At 39.2% G+C, this 23,846-nt stretch carries 23 protein-coding genes; 7 read left to right on the forward strand and 16 right to left on the reverse strand.

Annotation, left to right across the window (positions count from 1 at the left end):
- Both CH76_RS11345 and bcp read right to left on the reverse strand, forming a co-directional pair.
- A partial coding sequence (locus CH76_RS11345; protein ID WP_036146298.1) for a Fur family transcriptional regulator occupies nt 1-436 on the reverse strand: 436 nt, incomplete at its 3' end.
- 115 nt (nt 437-551) lie between these two features.
- Nucleotides 552-1,010 (reverse strand): thioredoxin-dependent thiol peroxidase, encoded by a 459-nt coding sequence (gene bcp / locus CH76_RS11350; RefSeq protein WP_036146301.1) that lies wholly within the window; start codon nt 1,008-1,010, stop codon nt 552-554.
- 127 nt (nt 1,011-1,137) lie between these two features.
- Between bcp and CH76_RS11355 the strand changes: the two genes are divergently transcribed.
- Both CH76_RS11355 and CH76_RS11360 read left to right on the forward strand, forming a co-directional pair.
- Complete coding sequence (locus CH76_RS11355) at nt 1,138-2,424, forward strand: glutamate-1-semialdehyde 2,1-aminomutase (RefSeq protein ID WP_036146304.1); 1,287 nt, start codon at nt 1,138-1,140, stop codon at nt 2,422-2,424.
- 86 nt (nt 2,425-2,510) lie between these two features.
- Entirely contained in the window at nt 2,511-3,599 is a 1,089-nt protein-coding gene (locus CH76_RS11360) for an aromatic acid exporter family protein (protein ID WP_036146307.1), read from the forward strand.
- A gap of 51 nt (nt 3,600-3,650) precedes the next feature.
- Here the strand turns inward: CH76_RS11360 and nikC are convergent, their stop codons facing one another.
- The 8 genes from nikC to mutY form a co-directional block, all read right to left on the reverse strand.
- Nucleotides 3,651-4,538, reverse strand: a complete 888-nt coding sequence (nikC, locus tag CH76_RS11365; protein WP_036146310.1) for a nickel transporter permease — start codon at nt 4,536-4,538, stop codon at nt 3,651-3,653.
- Nucleotides 4,539-4,551: 13 nt separating this feature from the next.
- Nucleotides 4,552-5,556, reverse strand: coding sequence for an ABC transporter permease (locus tag CH76_RS11370; protein ID WP_036146313.1), 1,005 nt, complete (start codon nt 5,554-5,556; stop codon nt 4,552-4,554).
- A gap of 86 nt (nt 5,557-5,642) precedes the next feature.
- Complete coding sequence (locus tag CH76_RS11375; protein WP_036146316.1) at nt 5,643-7,250, reverse strand: ABC transporter substrate-binding protein; 1,608 nt, start codon at nt 7,248-7,250, stop codon at nt 5,643-5,645.
- 25 nt (nt 7,251-7,275) lie between these two features.
- Nucleotides 7,276-8,253 carry an ABC transporter ATP-binding protein gene (locus CH76_RS11380; protein WP_036146318.1) on the reverse strand — a complete coding sequence of 326 codons (978 nt, stop codon included), beginning with the start codon at nt 8,251-8,253 and terminating at the stop codon, nt 7,276-7,278.
- The gene (locus CH76_RS11385; protein WP_036146321.1) at nt 8,250-9,245 is read right to left on the reverse strand and encodes an ABC transporter ATP-binding protein; all 996 of its coding nucleotides are present in this window, start codon (nt 9,243-9,245) and stop codon (nt 8,250-8,252) included. Before CH76_RS11385 ends, CH76_RS11380 begins: the two co-directional genes overlap by 4 nt.
- Before the next feature lie 141 nt (nt 9,246-9,386).
- On the reverse strand, nt 9,387-11,135 hold the full coding sequence (locus tag CH76_RS11390; RefSeq protein ID WP_036146324.1) for an ABC transporter ATP-binding protein: 1,749 nt from the start codon (nt 11,133-11,135) through the stop codon (nt 9,387-9,389).
- A 145-nt stretch (nt 11,136-11,280) separates the two neighbouring features.
- Complete coding sequence (locus tag CH76_RS11395; RefSeq protein ID WP_036146327.1) at nt 11,281-11,829, reverse strand: DUF402 domain-containing protein; 549 nt, start codon at nt 11,827-11,829, stop codon at nt 11,281-11,283.
- An 84-nt stretch (nt 11,830-11,913) separates the two neighbouring features.
- Complete coding sequence (gene mutY, locus CH76_RS11400; protein WP_036146330.1) at nt 11,914-12,915, reverse strand: A/G-specific adenine glycosylase; 1,002 nt, start codon at nt 12,913-12,915, stop codon at nt 11,914-11,916.
- 90 nt (nt 12,916-13,005) lie between these two features.
- On the opposite strand from mutY, the gene CH76_RS11405 reads away from it, so the two are divergent.
- Nucleotides 13,006-13,992 (forward strand): metal-dependent hydrolase, encoded by a 987-nt coding sequence (locus CH76_RS11405; RefSeq protein WP_036146333.1) that lies wholly within the window; start codon nt 13,006-13,008, stop codon nt 13,990-13,992.
- Between the two features lie 11 nt (nt 13,993-14,003).
- The gene (locus CH76_RS11410) at nt 14,004-14,363 is read left to right on the forward strand and encodes a VOC family protein (protein ID WP_036146336.1); all 360 of its coding nucleotides are present in this window, start codon (nt 14,004-14,006) and stop codon (nt 14,361-14,363) included.
- Between the two features lie 98 nt (nt 14,364-14,461).
- Here CH76_RS11410 and CH76_RS11415 read toward each other — a convergent pair whose 3' ends face one another.
- Genes CH76_RS11415 through recX form a run of 3 tightly spaced genes read right to left on the reverse strand, consistent with a single transcriptional unit; the run spans nt 14,462 to nt 15,838 of the window.
- The gene (locus CH76_RS11415) at nt 14,462-14,713 is read right to left on the reverse strand and encodes a YfhJ family protein (RefSeq protein WP_036146339.1); all 252 of its coding nucleotides are present in this window, start codon (nt 14,711-14,713) and stop codon (nt 14,462-14,464) included.
- A 1-nt stretch (nt 14,714) separates the two neighbouring features.
- A complete protein-coding gene (locus tag CH76_RS11420) occupies nt 14,715-15,041 on the reverse strand; it encodes a YfhH family protein (protein ID WP_036146342.1) in 327 nt (108 codons plus the stop codon).
- Nucleotides 15,038-15,838 carry a recombination regulator RecX gene (gene recX / locus CH76_RS11425; RefSeq protein WP_036146345.1) on the reverse strand — a complete coding sequence of 267 codons (801 nt, stop codon included), beginning with the start codon at nt 15,836-15,838 and terminating at the stop codon, nt 15,038-15,040. The genes CH76_RS11420 and recX overlap by 4 nt, the downstream gene beginning before the upstream one ends.
- A 101-nt stretch (nt 15,839-15,939) precedes the next feature.
- Here recX and CH76_RS11430 point away from each other — a divergent pair, with 101 nt between their 5' ends.
- Entirely contained in the window at nt 15,940-16,839 is a 900-nt protein-coding gene (locus tag CH76_RS11430; RefSeq protein WP_036146348.1) for a TIGR01777 family oxidoreductase, read from the forward strand.
- 64 nt (nt 16,840-16,903) lie between these two features.
- The gene (gene rlmD, locus CH76_RS11435) at nt 16,904-18,259 is read left to right on the forward strand and encodes a 23S rRNA (uracil(1939)-C(5))-methyltransferase RlmD (protein WP_036146359.1); all 1,356 of its coding nucleotides are present in this window, start codon (nt 16,904-16,906) and stop codon (nt 18,257-18,259) included.
- A gap of 213 nt (nt 18,260-18,472) precedes the next feature.
- On the opposite strand, the gene CH76_RS11440 is transcribed toward rlmD, so the two are convergent.
- The 3 genes from CH76_RS11440 to CH76_RS14005 all read right to left on the reverse strand — a co-directional run bounded on the left by CH76_RS11440 (nt 18,473) and on the right by CH76_RS14005 (nt 22,399).
- A complete protein-coding gene (locus CH76_RS11440) occupies nt 18,473-20,374 on the reverse strand; it encodes a heavy metal translocating P-type ATPase (RefSeq protein ID WP_036146351.1) in 1,902 nt (633 codons plus the stop codon).
- 234 nt (nt 20,375-20,608) lie between these two features.
- Entirely contained in the window at nt 20,609-22,144 is a 1,536-nt protein-coding gene (locus tag CH76_RS11445) for a fumarate hydratase (protein ID WP_036146354.1), read from the reverse strand.
- 99 nt (nt 22,145-22,243) lie between these two features.
- Nucleotides 22,244-22,399, reverse strand: coding sequence for an SE1561 family protein (locus tag CH76_RS14005; RefSeq protein ID WP_200877359.1), 156 nt, complete (start codon nt 22,397-22,399; stop codon nt 22,244-22,246).
- 274 nt (nt 22,400-22,673) lie between these two features.
- Between CH76_RS14005 and CH76_RS11450 the strand changes: the two genes are divergently transcribed.
- Nucleotides 22,674-23,846 (forward strand): MFS transporter (locus CH76_RS11450; RefSeq protein ID WP_036146356.1); only part of this gene is annotated, 1,173 nt, incomplete at its 3' end.

The raw sequence follows: 23,846 nt of genomic DNA on the forward strand, positions 1-23,846 counted from the left end.
CTTTTTGTTTTGCCGCTAAACACGTTGCACATGTTCCGTACAGCTCTAAACGATGCGAATTCACTTGAAAGCCTGTGACCTGTGAAGCGCAGTGCTCAATCTCATCGAGCCCTGGATACTGGAAGTCTACGATTTTGCCGCAATCCTCACACATAATGTGATAGTGATCATGCGTAACAAAATCAAATCGGCTTGATGCATCCCCGTAATTTAATTCTTTAATTAAACCAGCGTCTTTAAACACACGTAAGTTATTATATACAGTTGCCACACTCATATTTGGAAATTTATCCTCTAATGCTTTATAAATTTCATCTGCTGTTGGATGCGACATAAATTGAATCATATACTCTAAAATCGCATGGCGCTGTGGCGTGATACGGATACCTGCTTGTTTTAGCGTGTCTAACGCTTCAGTTAAATGCAATTCAGACATCGCCATACACCTCTTTTCATAGCAATTACTATTTTATAATCGTTATAATTAGTTTAGCTGACAATAGGATGCACTGTCAACTTTTAACTACAGGGGGTATAGCAATGCGTTGTTGTTATGCGTTTAGTTCTGCTAATGCTGCTTTAACCTCTTCGTTATGGTCCTTCACTTTTACCTTACGCCATTCCTTAACAATGTTGCCTTCTTTATCAATTAGAAAAGTTGAACGTTCAATTCCGTAATATTCTTTACCAAACATTTTTTTCAAAACCCATACACCATACTGCTCACATACTTTGTGCTCGGTATCTGCTAATAATGAGAATGGCAGATCATGTTTAGCGATAAATTTTGTATGACGCGTCTCATCATCTGCGCTAACTCCTAAAATTACTGCGTCCAATCCCTCGTACGTAGGATAATCATCGCGGAAATTGCACGCCTGTGTTGTGCAGCCAGGCGTCATATCTTTAGGATAAAAATACAATACTACATAGTTGCCTCTGAAGTCACTTAGGCTAACGGGTTCCCCGTTTTGATTGTTTAATGTAAAATCTGGTGCTTGTTTAATCATTTTAATTTCCTCCTTACATCGTTTTCTACTCTAACTATGCCAACAATTGCGCTGACATTCAAATTGTTTGGCGAATTTGTTTTATTACGTCTACAATAGAGGTTAGTTATAACTAGGAGGAATTAGCATGGATTTTACTAAATCAGAGGCTTTATATGAAGAAGCTCAAAAACATATTGTTGGTGGCGTTAATAGCCCATCACGTTCGTATCGCGCTGTAGGTGGTGGTGCCCCTGTAGCAATGGAGCGCGGCGAGGGTGCTTATTTTTATGACATTGATGGCAACCGTTATATTGATTACCTAGCGGCTTACGGTCCTATCGTAACAGGGCATGCACATCCTCATATTGCAAAAGCTATCACACATGCGGCAACAACAGGTACATTATTTGGTACAGCTACAACGCATGAAGTGAAGTTTGCTAAAATGTTGAAGGATGCTATCCCTTCGATGGATAAAGTACGCTTTAACAACTCAGGCACTGAAGCTGTAATGACAACGATTCGTGTAGCTCGTGCTTATACAGGACGCACTAAGGTTATGAAATTTGCAGGTTGCTACCACGGTCACTTTGACTTAGTATTAGTTGCTGCTGGCTCTGGCCCTGCGACACTTGGCACACCTGACTCAGCAGGTGTAACGAAGGAAACAGCCGCTGAAGTTTTAACAGTGCCTTTTAATGACCCAGAGGCATTTAAAGCTGCTATGAAAAAATGGGGTAATGAATTGGCTGCAATTTTAATCGAACCAATCGTTGGCAACTTCGGTATTGTCGAGCCTAACAAAGGCTTCCTTGAGCTAGTTCACGAGCTAGCGAAGGAATACGGAGCACTAACGATTCATGATGAAGTCATTACAGCTTTCCGCTTCCACTATGGTGCTGCGCAAACTTTACTTGGCTTAACGCCTGATTTAACAGCGCTTGGTAAAGTCATTGGTGGCGGTCTACCTATTGGTGCTTACGGTGGCCGCAAAGAAATTATGGATACTGTTGCTCCACTGGGCCCAGCCTACCAAGCTGGTACAATGGCTGGCAACCCTGCTTCAATGCAAGCAGGTATTGCTTGTCTAGAAGTATTACAAACACCTGGCATCTATGAAGAAATGGATCGCCTTGGTAAAATTTTAGAGGACGGTGTTGTAGCGCTAGCTAAAAAGCATGGCGTTACAGTTAGCGTTAACCGTGTTAAAGGCGCTCTCGCTGTATACTTTACAGACGAAGTTGTCGAAAACTACGAGCAAGCTGAAAACTCAGATGGTGAAATCTTTGGCCGCTTCTTTAAATTAATGCTACAACAAGGCATTAACTTTGCTCCGTCTCGCTACGAGGCTTGGTTCTTAACAACTGAACACACTGAAGAAGATGTAAATGAAACATTACGTGCAGTAGATTACGCCTTCTCTCAACTATAATAGATAGTAGCGGTTAACTTCGGTTGACCGCTACTCTTGTTTTACGATACATTTACAGTAACTATTGTACAGAGAGGAATAACCGTATGAAATTAGGTGCTCGCGTTCTTAAAACGGGGGTCGCCATTGTCTTTGCTTTATTTTTAGCAGAGCTTTTAAACCTCCCCGCCCCAATCTTTGCAGGAATCGCAGCAATCTTTGCTATTCAGCCATCAATCTATCGCTCTTATTTAACTATTATTGAGCAGATGCAAGCCAACTTAATTGGTGCTACCATCGCGGTTATCTTTAGCTTAGTGTTTGGTCACCAAATTGTAGCGATTGGTATTGCTGTTATTTTAACAATCAGCTTAATGCTAAAATTCGGGTTAGAAAAATCCTTGTCACTCGCACTTGTTACAGTGGTAGCCATTATGGAAGTACAAAGTGATGACTTCCTAACATTTGCGCTAATTCGTTTCGCTACGATTTTAGTTGGTGTACTTGCCGCATTTGTTGTCAATTTAATTTTTATTCCACCACGCTATGAAACAAAGCTTTTTAAAAAAATCTACTTTTTACAAGACGATATCATTCGTTGGACACGCCTCGCGATTCGCCAAGCATCTGAGCACACGTCTACTAAAACAGCGTTAGTTAAATTTAAAGAACGTATGAATCGCGTCGAAACTTTTTATGGCTTTTATAAAGAGGAGCGCAATTATTTTAAGCATAAAAAATATGTAAAAGCCCGAAAACTCGTTGTGTATCGCCAAATGATTACTACATCTAAAAAAAGCCTTGAACTCTTGCAACGTCTGCACAAACACGAAAACGAAATTGCGCAGTTACCTGACCAGTTTCATTTAATGATTCAAGAGCGCTTAGACTTTTTACTAACCTACCACGAGCAATTATTACTAAAATATACAGGTAAGTTAAAGCCTGAGCACAGTGAGTGGTATGATAAAACTGACTATATTCAGCGTACGGAGTTAATGGATATTTTTATTAAACAAATTTCTATTGCTTACGAAGAAGAAGAAACCGAATTTTCGAGTTATCACTTACTCTATATCTTGTCACGTATCCTTGATTACGAAGAAAATCTAGAGCACCTCGATACCTTAATCGTGGCTTACCAAAATTACCATGGTGAAGAAATCAACTTAGAACTTGAGGATGAAGTTTATTAAAACTAAAACAAGGCTTGCATAAATTATGCAAGCCTTGTTTTTTTGTGCTAATTAATTTTTCATTTTAGGATCAAAAGCATCTCGTAATCCATCGCCCATTAAATTAAATCCAAGAACTACCAACATAATAGATAGTCCTGGAAAAATCATCGTCCATGGCGCTGTTATAAAGTAGCTACGCGCATCTGCAAGCATTTTTCCCCACTCCGGTTGGGGTGGTTGTGCACCTAACCCTAAAAAACCTAAAGCTGCAGCTTCTATGATTGCTGTTGCAATCGCTAACGTTCCTTGAACAATTACAGGCGTCATAGAGTTTGGCAAAATATGCGAAAATAAAATACGCATATCCGACATACCAATTGCTTTTGCTGCTGTAATATACTCTTCTTCTTTAATACTAAGAACACGCGAGCGTATCAAACGTCCAAAGTTAGGCACATTAATTATTGCAATTGCAATCAAAGCATTTTGTAATGACGGTCCTAAAACTGCTACAATTGCGATAGCTAACAGTATACTTGGAAAAGCTAACAAAATATCAAACAAACGTGAAATTACCGTATCAACCCAACGCCCATAATAGCCTGCTATAATGCCAAGTAGACTTCCAATAATTGCCGATGCAACTACAGAAAGAAAGCCAACTAATAATGAAATACGGGCGCCCAAAATAACACGTGAATAAACATCTCTACCTAAATCATCGGTGCCAAACCAATGCTCAGCAGAGGGTGCCTGTAATTTATTTGTAAGCATTTGTTCATTTATCCCTTGCGGTGCCACTATAGGTCCAAAAATAGCTAATGTTACGAAAAACAATACGATTGATGCACCAATGAGGGCAATTTTATTTTTTTTGAAGCTACGCCAGCCATCACGCCAAGGCCCTGTTTTACGCTCTTTCACTTGCTTTTTTGGTGTTACAACTGCTTCAGACATAATCAATCCCTCCTCATTTATATTTGATGCGCGGATCAATAGCACTATACAAAATATCTACAATTAAATTAATCATGACAAATAAAAATGCAATAATTAGTACACCCGATTGAATAACTGGATAATCACGGAAGCCGATTGCATCATAAACATAACGACCAACACCTGGCCAGCTAAAGATAGTCTCTGTTAAAATCGCGCCTCCTAATAACATGCCTGATTGCAAGCCAATTACTGTTAATACTGGGATGATTGCATTTTTTAATGCATGCTTGTAAACAACTACAAACATTTTTTGTCCTTTGGCACGCGCAGTACGTACATAATCTGAACGCATAACCTCTAACATGCTCGACCGCGTCATACGCGCTATAATTGCCATCGGTATGGTTGCTAAAGCCATTCCGGGTAAAATTAAATGGCGTATCGTAGTAATAAACTGATCGAAGCGCCCTTGTATTAGGGTATCAATCAAGTAAAAATGCGTAATACTTGTAACAGGATCCCTAACATCACCACGCCCTGAAATTGGCAACCAACCTAACTCTGTACCAAATGCCCACTGTCCCATAAGCCCTAACCAAAATATTGGTACTGATACACCAATTAGTGCAATAATCATCGCAGCATAATCAAACCATGAATTTTGAAACCAAGCGGAAATAATCCCAGCATTTACACCAACTACAATTGCAATGATCATGGCGAAAATTGCAAGCTCTGCTGTTGCAGCTAGATAAGGATAAATCTCTTCTGTAATAGGCACCTTTGTTCGAATAGATTCACCTAAGTCTCCTGTTAAAATACCACCCAAATAATCAAAGTATTGTACATACCAAGGATTATCTAATCCTAAACTTGCGCGCAACGCCGCTTTCGCTTCCACAGTTGCTTGTTGCCCTAAAATAACTTGTGCAGGGTCACCAGGAATAGCGCGGATCATAAGAAACACAATAAATGACATTCCGAGCAAGACGGGGATTAGTTGCAATAACCGTTTTCCAATATAGTGAAGCATACTCCTCACCTCTTTTTAATTTCTTGTTGTCAATAACTATGCAAAACAAAAGAAGGAAGGGAAGCTTCCCTTCCTTCTTTTCACAATCATTTAAGCTCTACTTCTAATAATTTATCCGAGCTCGTTGGGTGTGCTACATAATTGCTTACCTTCGCTGTTGCTGCAAGTAATGGTGTTGAATGTGCAAGTGGAATCCACGGTGCATCCTCATGAATAATTTCTTGCGCTTTTTTATACATCTCATTACGTTTAACCTCATCTACCTCTGTTTGTGCATCTGTTAATAACTTGTGTAGTTCATCATTTTTATAAAATGTATAGTTATTACTGCCAATATTATCTTCATCTAATAATGTATAAAGGAAGTTATCAGCATCACCATTATCACCTGTCCATCCTAATAAGAATGAATCAGCATCGCCTGCAGTTGCTTTTTCTAAATAAGTTGCCCACTCAAAAGATACAATTTTAGCTTTTAAACCTACATCTTCAAAATTCTTTTGAATCGCTTCTGCAATTTTTTGTCCATCTGGCATGTATGGACGTGGCACGGGCATAGCCCATAATTCAAACTCTTCACCTTTATAACCCGCTTCTTTTAATAATTCTTTAGCTTTTTCCGGATCATATGGATATGCTTTAATATCTTCATTGTGTGCCTCTAATACTGGTGGTAACGGTGTATTAGCTACTTCTGCATAACCTTCAAAGAAAGCATCTACAATTGCTTTTTTATCCACAGCGTAGTTTGCTGCTTGACGTACTAACTTGTCATCAAAAGGTTTACGCGAAACAGTTAAACCAAAGTAACCAACATTCATTGAAGGTCGCTCAATTAATTGAAGCTGATCATTACCTTTAACACCCTCAGCATCCGATGGATTAATACCATCTGCCACATCAATGCTCCCTGCTGACAATTCATTTAAACGTGCTGAGTTATCAGGAATTGCACGATAAATAATTTTGTCTAACTTTGGTAAACCTTCAACATGGTATCCATCAAATTTCTCAATCGTTACAGCATCATTACGTTTCCACTCTACAAATTTAAATGGACCTGTACCTATAGGCGCCTCTGCCATTTTCTTTTCATCCGTTTCAAAAGCTGTTGGACTCAGCATAGCAAACGCTGACATCGCAATATTACGTAAAAACGGTGCCTGTGGAGTACTTAGTTTAAATACAACAGTATGCTCATCTTCAGCTGTTACTGACTCAATAACATCCTTTTCATCTAAGCGAAACTGTGAGTGATAATAAGCAAACTTATCATCGCCATTTTTCCAACGCTCTACGTTTTTTACAACAGCTTCTGCATTAAAATCTGTATCATCATGGAATTTAACACCTTGCTTTAATTTAAATGTGTATGTTAGTCCGTCATCACTTTTCTCCCACGACTCTGCTAATAGTGGGTTTAACTCCATATTATCTTTACCAAAATCAACTAGTGTTTCTGTAACATTTACGAGTACTTTATACGACTCTCCATCAGTTACAATCGCAGGATCTAGCGCTACAGAATCACCACCACGCCCAAATACTAACGTGCCGCCGTCTTTTGTTCCACTATCAGTCTCACCTTCTTTACCTCCGCCAGTTTCTTTACTTTTATCCCCACACGCAGCTAACACCATAGTTAATGCCAAAGCAATTAATAACCCTATCCTCATCACTCTTTTACTTTTCAAACTAACCCCTCCTCTTTGATCTATATCATTGCGCTCCATCATATAAATGACAGGCTACAGAATGACCTTGCTTTACTTCTATCATTTGCGGTACTTCTTGAAGACAGCGCTCCATTTTAAATGGACAACGTGTATGGAACGTACAACCACTAGGTGGATTTGAAGCACTTGGTATATCCCCATCTAATAGCTTTACTTCTCGAGTGAAATCAGGATCGGGCACAGGCACAGAGGCTAACAATGCTTGTGTATAAGGGTGTAGTGGTTCACCGTAAAGTGACTCACTCACCGCAAGCTCTACCATCTTACCTAAATACATGACACCCACTCGATTACTGATATGACGCACTACACCTAGGTCATGCGCGATAAACAAATAGGTAAGCCCTAAATCTTTTTGTAATTTCTGCATAAGGTTTAATACTTGTGCCTGTATTGATACATCTAATGCTGACACAGGTTCATCTGCAATAATTAATTTTGGATTTGTCATTAACGCACGAGCAATTCCTATCCGCTGACGTTGTCCTCCACTAAATTGGTGAGGGTAACGATTAATATGATAATCACTCAATCCCACGATTTTTAAAAATTCTGTAACTTTAACTTTTCGTTCTTTTGCATTTCCTAAGCCATGCACGATTAAGGGCTCTTCTAAAATCTTACCAATAGTATGTCGCGGATTTAACGAAGCATAAGGATCTTGAAACACCATTTGAATATCTCTACGCATGGCACGCATATCTTGTTTTGATAGCTCACTAACTTTTCGCCCATCAATCTCGATGCTGCCTCCTGTATTATCAAGTAGTCTCATAATCAGTCTGCCTGTCGTAGATTTGCCACAACCTGACTCACCTACAATCCCTAATGTCTCTCCTTCATAAACTTCAAAGCTAACCCCATCAACCGCTTTTACAACACCAGTTTTCCGTCCTAACATACCTGAGTGAACAGGAAAATGTTTTTGTAAATCTTTCACTTTAACTAATGGTTTACTCATACCAACACCTCCAGCTGCTCTATTAAGAAGCAACGCGCCATTTGTCCACTTGCCACTTCATATAATTTAGGTGTTTCCGTTGTACAACGTGGCATAGCAAATTGACAACGTTCAGCAAAACGACAACCTACTTCAATTGTTCCTGGTTTTGGTACACTACCTGGAATTGAATAGAGTGCTTCTTTTTTAAAACGCATATCTGGTACAGACTGTAGTAACCCTTGTGTATAAGGGTGTGCAGGGTTTTTAAATAAATCCTGAACATGTGCTTCTTCCACAATTTGTCCTGCATACATTACGATTACACGTTCACATGTTTCAGCTACTACACCTAAATCATGGGTAATTAACATAACTGCGGTATTTAATTGATCATTTAAATTTTTCATAAGTTGTAATATTTGCGCCTGTATTGTAACATCCAGTGCTGTTGTAGGCTCATCTGCTATCAATACCTTAGGGTTACATACCAATGCCATTGCAATCATGACACGTTGTCTCATCCCACCTGACAATTGATGTGGGTAATCCTTTAGTAAGGCTTCTGCACGTGGTAGCCCTACCAATTTAAGAATCTCAATTGCACGCGCTCTCATTTGTTGTTTTGACCATTTTTTATGATGAATACGAATAGCCTCTAATAGTTGATTACCAATAGTAAATAAAGGATTAAGTGACGTCATAGGCTCTTGAAAAATCATAGCTATATCCTTACCACGGACACGACGCATTTCTTTATCTGTTAATTTAACAAGATCCTTGTCTTCAAATAAAATTTGTCCGTTAGTTATTTTACCGGGTGGACTTGGAATGAGCCGCATAACAGATAATGAAGTCACACTCTTACCACTACCCGATTCTCCTACGATGCCAAGTATTTCTCCCTCGTAAATGGAAAAGCTAATATAATCTACTGCCGGCACTGCACCATCATCTGTAAAAAATGTTGTCTCCAAATTTATAACGTCTAGCACTTTCCTTCTCTCGCTCATTTACTCACCCCCTAAAAAAACAATAAAAACTACTTAGCTATCATAATATACTAAGTTTTCTGTATTTTCTATATATTTTCACATTTTGTTCACTTTTTTATTTCCGCATAAAAAAACTAGCTTGCGATAAACGCAGCTAGCTTATATTGTTAAGTTTTGGATTTTATACAAATCATAGTAAGCACCTTGTTGACGAAGCAACTGTTGGTGAGTGCCTTGCTCAATAACTTTGCCATGCGAGATCACAATAATGCAGTCAGCATGGGTAATTGTTGATAGGCGGTGAGCAATCATAATAGTTGTGCGGTCAGCTGCTAATTTTTCTACGGATTCTTGTATAAGCGACTCACTCTCTAAATCTAGCGCTGATGTGGCCTCATCTAATACTAAGATCGCAGGATTTTTTAAAAATACGCGCGCAATGGCAACGCGTTGTTTTTGACCACCTGATAGTTTAACACCTCGTTCACCAACAGTGGTGTCGTACCCTTGTGGCAAACTTACAATAAAATCATGGGCATTAGCTGCCTTAGCTGCTGCAATCATCTGCTCCTCTGTTGCATTTGGTTGACCCATTAAAATATTTTCGCGAATGGTATCACTAAATAAAATAGTGTCTTGTAGCACTAAGCCAATTTGTTCACGTAGTGATTTGACGGTAACATCTCGCACATCATGTCCATCAATACGCACAGCACCTTCAGACACTTCGTAAAAGCGTGGGATTAAGTTAACAATTGTTGATTTACCACCGCCACTCATCCCTACAAAGGCTACTGTTTCTCCTGCTTTAACAGTAAAATTAACGTCATGCAAAATTTCGCTACCATCTGGGTCATACTTAAAGCTCACATGGTCAAACGCAATATCACCACGTGCGCGCGTTAACTCGTGTGCGCCTTTTTTGTCTTGGATTTCATGAGGCTCATCCATTAGTTCAAACATACGATCCATTGAAGCAATGGCCTGTGTTAATGTTGTCGAAGCACTCACTAAACGACGTAGTGGGCTATAAAGGCGTTCAATATACGCAATAAACGCTACCATCGTACCTACTGAAAGATGCCCGTGAATAACTTGATAGCCTGCGTAACCAATGACAAGTAAAGGTGCAACGTCAGTAATGGTATTGACTACCGCAAAAGACTTAGCATTCCAACGAGTTTGTTTAAGTGATGCATCAAGAAATTCGCCATTCACTTTCGCAAAATTTTCCTGTTCACGCTCTTCTAATGTAAAACTTTTTACTACACTCATTCCTGCTACTCGCTCATGCAAATAACTTTGTACACCCGCTAATGACTTAGAGCGCTCGCGCGTTAATGCGCGCAACTTACCAAAAAAGTAACGCACACTCAGTGCATAAAACGGGAATACAATAAGCGCAACAATTGTTAACTCCACATTAAGCGTTAACATAATGCAAACTGCAATAATAATCGTTGCTAGGTCGAGCCAAACATTCATGAGTCCTGTTACAACGAAATTTTTTGTTTGTTCTACATCATTAATTGTGCGCGAAATAATATCGCCTGTTCGTGAATTGGCATAAAAGCGTAAACTTAGCTTTTGTAAATGCTCATGCATATCACGACGCACATCGTACAGCACCTTGTTGCTGACATGTTGTGCTAAATACTGTCTAAAATACTCAATAGGTGGGCGAATAACGAAGAACACAAAAATAGTACCACCCAACCACCAAAATAATTGTGTTGTTTTTTCTGTGCTTGTTAAATCCGCAGCACCAATAATATCATCAATGACGATTTTAATAAGTAGCGGAATAAATAATGGGATAGCAAATTTAAAAATCCCAATAATAATCGTTACAATAACTTCCCATGTATACGGTTTAACGAAGCGCATATAGCGTTTGATATTATCCAATTTTTTCACGACCTTAGTAAATAAAAATAGGCATTATGTAAATGCCGTACATTCCATTATACCAAAATATTACCTAAAGCATAACTATCTCGCTTGAATAACAAAATAAAAAACATTCGCCTCTAGATTTAGAGACGAATGTTTTTCATTCCATATTTTCTTTAATTTCACGCTGTAAACGATAGCGGCTCGTCCACACATCAATAAAATCTGGCGCAAAGGGCCCTCTTTTTTGTTCAATCCAACTAATCAGTTTGTCGACATTGCGCTTTAAAATTTTATCAATTACATCAGGATACGCCATTTCTCTTTTATGTTGCTCATACTCATCTTCATCAAGCAAAGTGTAAGACATATCAGGGAAAACTTTAATATCCAAATCATAATCAATATACTTAATCGCATCGTTATCAAAGACAAATGGCGAGCTTAAATTACAATAATAATAAACGCCGTCTTCACGCAACATACAAATGACATTAAACCAATGTTCCGCATGAAAATAACAAATAGAAGGCTCTCTTGTTAGCCATGTGCGTCCGTCAGATTCGGTTACAAGTGTACGTTCATTAGCACCAATCACGACGTTTTTTGTACCTTTTAAAATCATCGTCTCTTGCCATACACGGTGGATATGACCGTTGTGCTTGTAACTGTGAATTTGTACCGTTTCTCCTTCTATTGGTATTGCCATAAAACGCCCACCTTTACTGTTGCACTCTTTTTATACTTCATGTTCAATTATAGCAATCCTTGCAGTAAAGGTGTAGGGAGAAGTTCACAATTCTACTTGTTTCTTCACAGCGTCCAGCACTTTTAGCATTGGCACAGGCATTGGCAAACGCTCAATTTCTTCAATTGTTAACCATTTTCCTTCTTGTTGGACAGGTAGTTCAGTTGTAAGGTAACTCTCAATATGCCACACCAAATGGGAGAACACATGCTTAAAGTTCACTAATGGCTCCCCAGATTTGTAGCTCTCATACATAGGAAACTGCCATAAGTTAGCAAGCAATCCCTCTGCTGCACGTTGCTGTACAAAATACGTAGCACCGCGTTGGTGCACGACAACATCATAATTTAATGCCTTTACTTTAGTTTTCTTTGTTTTAATTGGTAACACTTCTGGGTCACCCGCTTCAAAACCAAGGCAAAACTCACGTACAGGGCACAACAAGCAACTTGGTTTACCTTTGGTACAAATTAATGCACCTAGCTCCATTAATCCTTGATTAAAATAAGAAGGATTAGCTTCGTCAATGAGTGCCATTACAGCATCCTCAAATATTTTTTTCGTTTTAGGCTTACTAATATCCTCGCGTATATTAAGTACACGGCTTAAGACGCGCATCACGTTGCCATCAACTGCATGCTCTGGTACACCGTATGCAATACTTAATACCGCTCCTGCTGTATACGGGCCCACACCTTTTAGTTTAGCAATATCATGACGTGTATTTGGTACAATACCTCCGTAGTTTTCGGATACTTCGCGTACTGCAGCTTGCAAATTACGGGCGCGTGAGTAATAGCCTAGCCCCTCCCAATGCTTTAATACTTCTTCTTCTTCTGCATTAGCCAATGCCTCTATAGTAGGAAAGCTCATCATAAAGCGTTCGTAATACGGAATTACTGTATCCACTCTCGTTTGTTGTAACATAATTTCGGATACCCAAATCTTATAAGGGTCGCGTGTCTTACGCCAAGGTAAATCACGATGGTCTTCACTAAACCAAGTAACTAAAGCTTCTTTAAATTGTTGCTTGTAAGGGTAATTCATTGTAACCTCCGTTGTAAATCATTTAATTTAATAGGAAAAGAGTATACAATATATGTATACACGCTTGTTAGTAAATAAGGAGTTGTTTTTATGGATTCTGGCACACACTTGGTCATGGGTATTTCACTTGGTGGCTTAGCGCTTGTTGACCCTGTCGTCGCAAGTGAGCCTGCAACATTTACCGCAGTCATGGCTGGTATGATTATAGGTTCACAAATTCCCGATATTGATACTGTTTTAAAATTACGTAATAACGCGGTTTATATCAGACATCATCGCGGTATTACACACTCCATCCCAGCCGTTTTATTATGGCCGATTTTACTAACGATTATTTTATCGTTTATTTTACCTGACGCCAATGTATTACACTTATGGTTATGGACATTTTTAGCGGTGTTCTTGCATGTCTTCGTCGACATCTTTAACGCATATGGTACACAGGCTCTGCGTCCGTTCTCTAAAAAATGGGTGGCCTTAGGCGTTATTAACACCTTTGACCCTATTATTTTCGGGATTCATTGCTTTGGTTTATTGTTTTGGGCTTTCGGTGCTAACCCTGTTATCACCTTTAGCATCATGTACGTTATTATTATCGGCTACTATGTACTACGCTTTGCGGTACAAGGTGCTGTTAAACACGCTGTACACTCTGTAATACCAGACGAAAACTACGTAATTGTAGCACCAACTATGCGCTTCTTTGAATGGCGTGTAGCAGCGGCATCTGACACTCACTATTATGTGGGGCGCGCATATCGTCGCTCTGTAACAATCTATGATAAATTTAAAATTCATCCTATTCCACAAACACCAATGGTACAGGCAGCTCTTAAGGATAGTAATCTCGATTCATTTTTATCCTTCTCTCCGCTTTATCGTTGGGAAATTAGCGAGCTACCTAACGGATTAACAGAGGTGCGTTTAATCGACCTTCGCTACCGTAGTGATAATCGCTATCCATTTGTTGCTGTTGCGCATATGGATGAGGATAATAATGTAGTAACGTCTTACACAGGTTGGATTTTTAGTGAAGACAAGCTACAAAAAAAATTACAAATTGGTTCTAGCCAATAAGGAGATATTAAATGAAACTTGATATGGTTGGTATTATCGTACGCGACTTGCCACAGTCTATCACATTTTATCAACAGCTTGGCTTTAGTGTAGCTGAGCGCCTTGATAATTATGCAGAGCTAATAAATGATGGCGTACGCATTTCACTTAACACTACGCAAATGATTACACAGGTTTATGGCTTTGAACCAACCTTAACAGGCGAAAAAATCGAACTTGCCTTTCGCTGTGATACACGTGCAGAAGTAGATGCTCTTTGCTTAAAATTACAGCACGTAGTAGTTAAACAACCTTGGGATGCCTTTTGGGGGCAATATTATGCCATCATTAAAGACCCCAACGGTAATTTACTTAGCTTATTTCACGAGTAAAAAGAACAACAAAAGTAAAAAGTTGAAGCGAATTTAACATCGCTTCAACTTTTTTTGTCGTTCTATCAACTAACAAGGAATACATCCAAGTTTCGTTTTTATTGTTCTAACAATGCCGCAAACTTAGGGTTTTTACTAGCAAATAAATGCAATTTATCACCATAGCTTGTAATGAGTTGGTCTACTAATTTTGCTGTATGCTCGGCACTTTTATAATCATAACCTGCTTTTGCAGAGCTAGCTTCATAGTCGCTCCATAATAGCTCGACCCACGTACGGGCGCGCTCCTCGCTCATTTCAGGATTCATACCCGCAAGCTTAACTGTTAATTGCTCAATAAATTGTTGCATATTATTTCCCTACCTTCATTGGTGCTAACATCGAAATTGGAATCGCTTCCTCATATTTATCACTGCCTAAACGGTGACCCCATGCAAAGCGTCCTTTTAGTCGATCTACTTGGAAAAACTCTCCTGGCGCACCATCTAAACGATACATCTCACCAACAACAATAGTTGCTGGATCTATTAAATACGCAGCTGCCATTAATGCTTTGCGCTCATACACCGCAAATTCATTTACAATACCTAGTTGCTCAGCCTTACGTGCTTTTTCTTTTAAGTTAGCAATTTCCTGACGCAGTTCATGCTCGTCCATTGCAGCATATAACTCACTCATAGCGCACTCTCCTTTTGTTCAATAAACGTATCAATTATATCACTTGGGAAGCCCTTTTGGTACAATGCCTGTTTGACTTTCATTTTGAGTTCGTAGCCTGTTGCCTTACGTGCATACTTATCCCAAATTTTATCACCTTGTTTTTCAATCATTGTATCCCAATCTTCCTCATCGCGTGTAATAGGCGTTGCTGCAATCGCATCAGTAATCACTTCAAAGCTATAACCTTTACGCATTAAGTTATCTCTAATTTTTTGCTTTACTTGCGCTGGAGTTTTACTATGCTCACTACGTGCAACCTTTTGAGCAAGTTGTGTAGCAATCTCTACTTGCTCAGCGTGCCCAAACTCATCAAGGACCGCTTCACGCGTTTGGTCACTAATGCCCTTGCGCTTTAAGTCTTGTGCAATTGCTCTAGGCCCTTGTTTTGCCGCATTCTTCTTTGTATTCATAAAGGCTGTCGCAAACGCCTCATCATTTAAAAAGCCATAGTCTTTTAATTTAACGATGGCTTCTAATATTACAGCCTCGCCAAAGTCATCTTTCAACTTCTCCTTTACCTCATGCTCACTACGCATGCGGAAGGATAAAAAGTGAAGCGCGCGATTAAATGCCTTCCGAATTTCGTCCTCGTAATTAATTTCTCCGATTTCTTCATTCGTTAGCATTTTATCCTTTGTTAACTCAAATTTAATTAACACTGCCTCATCCACAGGAAAAGCATACTCATCATCTAAAAAAATATTGTAACGCTCGGCATTATTTTTTTGACGGGTAATTTTAGTAATAACACGCATATACTCACCTCTCTACCTAGTTTAACAGATTTTTTACACATACTACGTGCAAAAGTTGGGTATAGTAAAGACAGTATGTTTACTTAAAAGGAGGATGCATTATGAAAGTTGTTATTTCAGGAGGAACTGGCTTTGTAGGTACAGCATTAACTGCTTTATTAAAGGACGAGGGACATGACGTTATCATTTTAACGCGTGGCGAAAGTAAAGTGCAGGATGGTGTACAGTACGTACAATGGCTAAGTGCTACAAGTCACCCTGCAGATGAAATCAAGCAGGCAAATGCTTTTGTTAACCTTGCGGGTGTTTCACTCAACAGTGGTCGCTGGACTGAGAAGCGAAAGTTTGAGATTTATGACAGTCGTATGCAGGCGACAATTGCGATTGCCGAAATTATTGAGGCACTAGATACTCAACCTGAAGTGCTTGTAAATGCGAGCGCTGTTGGCATTTATCCTACGTCTACCTTAGCCATTTATACAGAATCAAGCTCTGTCATTGCTGATGATTTTTTAGGGCAAACTGTACATGATTGGGAACGAATGGCACATCGTGTTGAACGCTTTGGCGTACGCGTAGCTACAGGCCGCTTCGGTGTTATTTTAGGTCGTGACGAAGGAGCTCTCCCTATGATGGCACTGCCTTATAAAATGCATGTTGGTGGCGTTGTTGGCTCAGGTGAACAATGGCTGTCTTGGGTGCATGTTGAAGATGTTGCGCGTGCACTTTACTTTGCCATCACAACTACTAACTTAGAAGGTCCATTTAATATCACAGCGCCTCAACCACTTCGCATGAAGGAGTTTTCGTATGTGCTTAGCGTAATTTTACAAGAAAGTGACTGGCTCCCTGTGCCCGAGTTACCTTTAAAACTTGCTTTAGGTGAACAAAGTAAACTTGTGCTTGAAGGACAACATGTACTTGCGAGTAAATTAGAAAAGCACGCGTTCACATTTAACTACCCTACTGCTTACGAAGCACTAGAAAACATTTACGGTTAAAGATATATTCGTTATAATGAACGGATAACTATAAAAGGACGTGGATTTTTTGACACAAACCATCATGAAAGTCGGGCAACGATTTCCTCTAACGATTAAACGCTTAGGCATTAACGGCGAGGGTGTAGGCTTTTTTAAACGTAACGTAGTATTTGTAAAAGGGGCTATCCCTGGTGAAGTTGTTACTGCTGAAGTAACAAAGCTATCAAACAATTTCGCTGAAGCTAAAATTGTACAGCTCCGCGAAAAATCACCAGCACGCCAAACGCCACCATGTGTCGTATATGAAGAGTGTGGCGGTTGCCAATTACAGCACATGACATATGATAAGCAGCTTGTGGAGAAGCGCGATATCATTGTGCAAGCTATGGAGCGCTATGCAAGTCGCCTAGCTGAAACAACCGAGATTCGTCCAACTATTGGTATGGATGAGCCTTGGCATTACCGTAACAAGAGTCAATTCCAAGTACGTAAAGAAGGCAAGCGTGTGTATGCTGGTTTATTTGCTTCAGGTACACATAAATTACTTAATATTAATGATTGCCTTGTACAACACCCTGTAACTTCTAAAATTACTGTAGCTACACGTAAAATTATTCAAAAACTTAACATCCCTGTTTATGATGGCAAATCATTAGACGGTATCATCCGTACAATCGTTGTGCGTACAGGTATTGCTACAGGGCAAACACAAGTTGTGTTAGTGACAACACGTAAAGATGTACCTCATTTAGAAGAGCTTGTAACACGTATGAAACGTGCAGATGATAGTATTGTATCTATCACACAAAACATTAACCGTGATAAAACAACTTTAGTATTTGGTGAAGAAACGATTACCCTATTTGGTAAAGATACAATCCACGAAGAGCTTGGCGAGTTTGGCTTTGATTTATCATCACGCGCCTTCTTCCAACTGAATCCAAAACAAACGGTTAATTTGTATAATGAAATTAAAAAAGCCGCAGCACTTACTGGTGAAGAAACTGTTGTCGATGCTTATTGTGGCGTAGGTACAGTTGGTTTATGGCTTGCGAAAGATGCTAAAGAGGTTCGTGGTATGGACGTTATTCCAGACAGCGTACAAAATGCGCGCGACAATGCTAAAAAGCACGGTCTTACACATACAAAATATGTGACAGGTACAGCTGAAGATGTATTAGCTCGTTGGAAGAAGGAAGGCTTTACACCTGACGTTATTACAGTTGACCCACCACGTACAGGTCTTGCACTTTCATTTATTAATACAGTTAAAAGCTTAAAGCCACAACGCTTCGTCTATACTTCATGTAACCCTTCGACACTGGCGAAGGATTTAAATGAATTAGCTAAGTTATATACAGTGGATTATATTCAACCCGTTGATATGTTCCCACAAACTTCTCAAATTGAAGCTGTTGTTAGCTTAAGCCTACGATAAAAAAAGCTTGCTTATTTCACCTATTGCTTTATAATAGGAATCTAGGTGCCAAACCTTAGTAACGAGCAATAGCTTGTTACAACCAAAGATGCCATAACAGCGCGGATAGCTGGGCATCTTTGTTTTTATGAGCGGGTGGATGAGCCCCGCTCTTTTTAATTTAATTAATTAAAGCCCTGATGACAGCTTGTCATCAGGGCTTATTTTTATTTATTATTGCTTACGCAACATGCGCAGGCCATTTAAAATAACTAAAATCGTACTGCCTTCATGTCCGATAACACCGAGCGGTAAATCCACAACTTGTAAAAAGTTTGAGATAATAAGTGCCGCAATTACAGTGATAGAGAAAATGATATTTTGTTTTACAATGCGTTGCATTTTTCGCGATAGCTTAATTGCATACGCAATTTTAGACAAATCGTTTTTCATTAAGACTACGTCTGCTGTTTCTAGTGCAACATCCGTACCCTCACCCATCGCGATACCTGTTGTAGCAGTAGCAAGTGCTGGTGCATCATTAATACCGTCACCAACCATCCCTACAAACTTATCTTCTGCTAAATACTTTTTAATATGTGTTACTTTAGTTTCTGGTAAGCACTCAGCAACATAGTCATCCACGCCTGCCTCTTTAGCAATAACGCGCGCTGTTGTTTCGTTGTCACCTGTTAACATTACTACTTTAACGCCAAGCTCTTTTAAAGCAGCTACTGCCTCTTGTGCTTCCTTACGCACTGTATCCTTTAGTGCTACCATAGCTACAATGCCCTCAGCATCACTCATAAAGATAACTGTTTTACCTTCACTTGCTAAACGAGCGGCAGCGCCATCCGCAAAGCTTTCTGCTTGTTCTTTACCTACAAAATCTGGTTTGCCTACTGTATAAGCATGATTATTAACTATAGCTTTTATGCCCCAACCTGGTACGTCCTCGATTTCGGGATGTCCAAAGTCTGTTAAACCTTGTTGACGTGCATGCAGTGTGATTGCTTGCGCAAGTGGGTGATTGGACTGTGCTTCAATACTCGCCAGTGTTAACAATGCCTCTTCAAATGCTATACCATCGCGCACAAGTACATCTGTTACCTCTGGTTTGCCTTGTGTTAATGTGCCTGTTTTATCAACTGCTAATACATTTAATACACTTAAGTGCTCAAGGTGTAAACCACCTTTAAACAAAATCCCGTTTTTTGCACCATTTGAAATGGCCGCAAGTGTTGCTGGCATAATTGATGCAACAAGCGCACAAGGAGAAGCTACCACGAGTAATACCATCGCTCGGTAAAATGTTGTTGTCCAATCCCAACCTAATAAGTAATGTGGTAAAAACATCATTACTACAACAGTAATTAAGACAATATTGACATACGTGCCCTCAAATTTTTCGATAAATTGTTGAGACGGTGATTTTTCACTCTGTGCCGATTGTACAAGTGCAATAATTTTTTGGAACAATGATTCATCATTTGATTTTGTCATCTCCATTGTAACAGCACCATTTAAGTTTACAGTGCCCGCAAAGACATCGTCACCAACACTTTTTGACACTGGCAATGGCTCACCACTTATCGCTGCCTCATCAATTGACGTGCTCCCTTTAATAATGACACCATCCGCTGGCACGCGCTCACCAGGTTTAATTAGTAGGTGATCACCTTTTACTAACGTCGCCACCGCTACTTTCATAGGCTCAAACCCTCCACGTACTAACCACGCTTCTTCAGGTTGCATATCCATTAATGACGAAATTTCCTTATGACTTTTATTCATCGCATACGTTTCTAATGCCCCACTCATCGCAAAAATAAAGATAAGTATTGCACCCTCTGCCCAGTAACCAATAATAGCTGAACCAATTGCCGCTAAAATCATAAGCAACTCTACATTCAATCGCTTATCCGCTAAAGTATCTTCAATACCTTCTTTTGCTTTAGCAAAGCCACCAATAATAAAGGCGGTTAAGTAAGCTATGACTGCCGATGTATGTAAGCCCACAGTATCTAAGCGCCAAGCAATCAAAATAATAATACCTGAAGCAATTGCTGCGATTAATTCTGCATGTTCCGCTATTTTCTCATTTAATGATAATTTTTCTCGTTTAGAATTATTCATAGTATCCTCCTTGATAATGAATTTCAATTTCAAAACCTCTAATCAACAATGTTTATCACATATCGATTACCTATACGAGATTTCTTTAATTTATAATAATTATAACAAAGAAAAAATTACAATCAACCATTTTATACCGATAAACATTATCACTAAACACAAAAAAAGCGCTACCCCTTGATGCACAAAGGATAGCGCTAAAAAAGTATTTTTCTAATTGAGAATGCGCATTAATTAGAACACGCGTTCAGCATGTTTTGCTAATTTTTCTAATGAAGATTTATCAACATCCGCATGTAATGAGTTGCCATGAGAGTCCATTGTTACAACAGCTGTGAAATCTTCCACACCTAAGTGCCACATTGCCTCTGGAATACCAAACTCAATTAAATCAACACCATCTACTGATTTAATACAGTCTGCATAATACTGTGCTGCACCACCGATAGCATTTAAGTATACGCCGCCGTGTTCTTCAAGTGCTGCTAATGTTTTTGGTCCCATACCACCCTTACCAATTACCGCACGGATACCATAGCGTTTCATGATATCGCCTTGGTATGGCTCTTCACGAATTGATGTTGTTGGGCCAGCTGCTTTAACTGTCCAGTTATCATTGTCGTCTTTTGCCATTACAGGACCACAGTGATAAATGATTTGACCATTTAAATCTACTGGTGCTTCAACACCCTCACCCATTAAATGATGATGAATTGCGTCGCGACCTGTGTACATACGACCCGTAATCGATACAACGTCACCTACATTTAATTCACGAATTTGCGCTTCAGTAATCGGTGCTTGTAGTTTTACTACCTTTTGACCTGATGTATCTGCCGCTGCTTCATCCTTAAATGTAATTTTTTCGCCGTCTTGGTAATGCCAATCCATGATTTCACCTGTTTGTGCATTAACATCAATCGCCATACGACGGTAAGCCCAGCAATTGTAGGCTACTGATACATAAAATGATGCAGGGATACGGTTCATGACACCAATTTTACAACCTAATAATGTTGCTTCCCCACCAAAGCCCATTGTACCAATACCAAATGTATTTGATGTTTTAACAACGTAATCTTCTAATTTTGCAAGATCAGCATTTGGATTTGTATCATCCACACTGCGGAATAATTGTTCTTTTGCAAGATCATAACCAGATGAACGGTCCCCACCAATACCTACGCCAATAAAGCCTGCAGAACAGCCTTGACCTTGTGCTTGGTATACAGAGTGTAAAATACACTTACGAATGCCGTCTAAATCACGACCTGCACGTCCTAAGCCTTCAAGCTCTGTTGGTAAGCTGTATTGAATATTTTTGTTTTCACAGCCACCGCCCTTAAGGATTAGCTTTACTTCTACATAATCTTTTTCCCATTGCTCATACTTAATAACAGGTAGGCCATTACCTAAGTTATCGCCACTGTTTTCGCCTGTTAATGAATCTACTGAGTTTGGACGAAGTTTTGCATCTTTCGTTGCTTGTGCAATCGCTTTCTTAATTACTGAAGTAATTTCCATTTGGTTTACGCCAACAGGAGTTTTAATTTTAAATGTTGGTAACCCCGTGTCTTGGCAGATTGGTGAAACATTATCTTCCGCCATTACGATATTATTTGTGATTGTGTCTAAACTCATAGCTGCACGAGTGCCTGCATTTTCCGCTTCTTTTGCTGCTTTAATTGCACGGCGCACGTCTTTCGGTAAGTTTGTTGATGTTTCTGTCACTAAATCGTAAATACTTTTTTCCAATGTTGCTAAGTTCATGGATTATTTTCCCCCTGTAAAAAATAATAGTTACATCCTTACCTAGTATACTACCTTCTTGGTACGAAAAAAAGAGCACAGGCTTGTGCTCTTTAACAATTACGCTTCTTTAATTTTTTCTTCTAGCTCATCCATCATCGAAATTAAACGGTCAATATCTTCGACTTGTGTCGTTTCTGGATCCATTCCATCAAGAATATCTAAAAAATTTTCTAGGCGTTCTTTTAAATAATTGACTTTAGTTGTCTCTGACATGTGTACGCACCTCTTTCATACCTTCATCGTAAAATAAAACGCTAACAAAAAAATGAGCCAAAAGTAATGTATTTATAGACAGAAAATTAATTTTATTCACAGATATTACAAATATACATCTCCTCATTCATATTTCGCGAACAAATATTCATACAGAAATATGTTTATGCATCGGTTACTTTCATCAAGCTAAATGCTTATTAAATATAGGTTTAACGCTTTTCTTCTTTGTGTTAGGATGTATAAAAAACAGCATAAAGTTTGGAGGCACCTTATGACAATACATAAAGAAGAAGCTAAGAGAAGATTTTGGATTATCGTTGCGATTGTTTCGATTTCTGGATTTTCTCAAGGCATGCTGTTACCTTTAATTTCGGTTATTTTTGAACAAGCTGGCGTATCTTCTACAATTAATGGGCTACACGCTACTGGTTTATACATTGGTGTACTACTCGTATCACCATTTTTAGAACAACCACTGCGCAAATTTGGCTATAAACCAATTATTTTAGTAGGCGGCGCTATTGTGTTTAGCTGTTTGCTACTGTTTCCATTATGGCAAAATGTTTGGTTTTGGTTTGCACTACGTCTATTGATTGGCGTTGGGGATCAAGCGCTACATATTTCAACACAAACGTGGATCACTAGCTCCTCAGCGCGCAGCAACTTAGGTAAGAGTATGGCCATTTACGGTCTATCTTTTAGCGTTGGCTTTGCAATAGGACCATTAATGGTGAACTTACTTAACGTTTCGCAAGCATTTCCATTTATTTTATCATCTGTACTTTGTTTAATCGCATGGTCACTCGTCTTTTTTGTGCAAAATGAAAAACCTGAGCGCTTACGTGGTAACCCAGGTGAGGAGGGGTTAAAGCGTTATACAGCAACCATACTGATTGCTTGGGTCGCTTTTTTAGGTCCTTTTGTGTACGGTTTCCTTGAGTCATCTTTAAACGCTTTGTTTCCCGTATATGCAATGCGTAATGGCTTCACCCCATCATTAGTGCCCCTAATGTTATCTATCTTTACATTGGGTGGCATCGTGACGCAAATCCCACTTGGCATGCTCGGCGATAAAATTGGTCGCCGTAAGATTTTACTTATGGGGTTTTTTGTGAGTGGTTTTGTGTTTTTACTCGCAAGTTTCGTTGAACAAAGTGAATGGCTCGTGATGCTGTGCTTCTTCCTTGCAGGCACTGTCGTAAGCTCTGTATTCTCACAGGGGATTTCGTATATGGCAGATTTAACACCTAAACATTTATTACCCACAGGTAACTTACTTTGTGGTATCGCCTTTAGTATAGGTAGTTTAATTGGGCCTATTATTGGTGGTATGTTTATTGAGCATGTTGCACATATTAGTTTTTTACTGTTTATAGCTGTAGTTTTATTTTTTATGTGGGCTATTTTATATTTCTTTGGCAAAGCACCAAAAAAGAGGCTGGGA

This window comes from Lysinibacillus sp. BF-4 (assembly GCF_000743635.1).
GTDB lineage: Bacteria > Bacillota > Bacilli > Bacillales_A > Planococcaceae > Metalysinibacillus > Metalysinibacillus saudimassiliensis.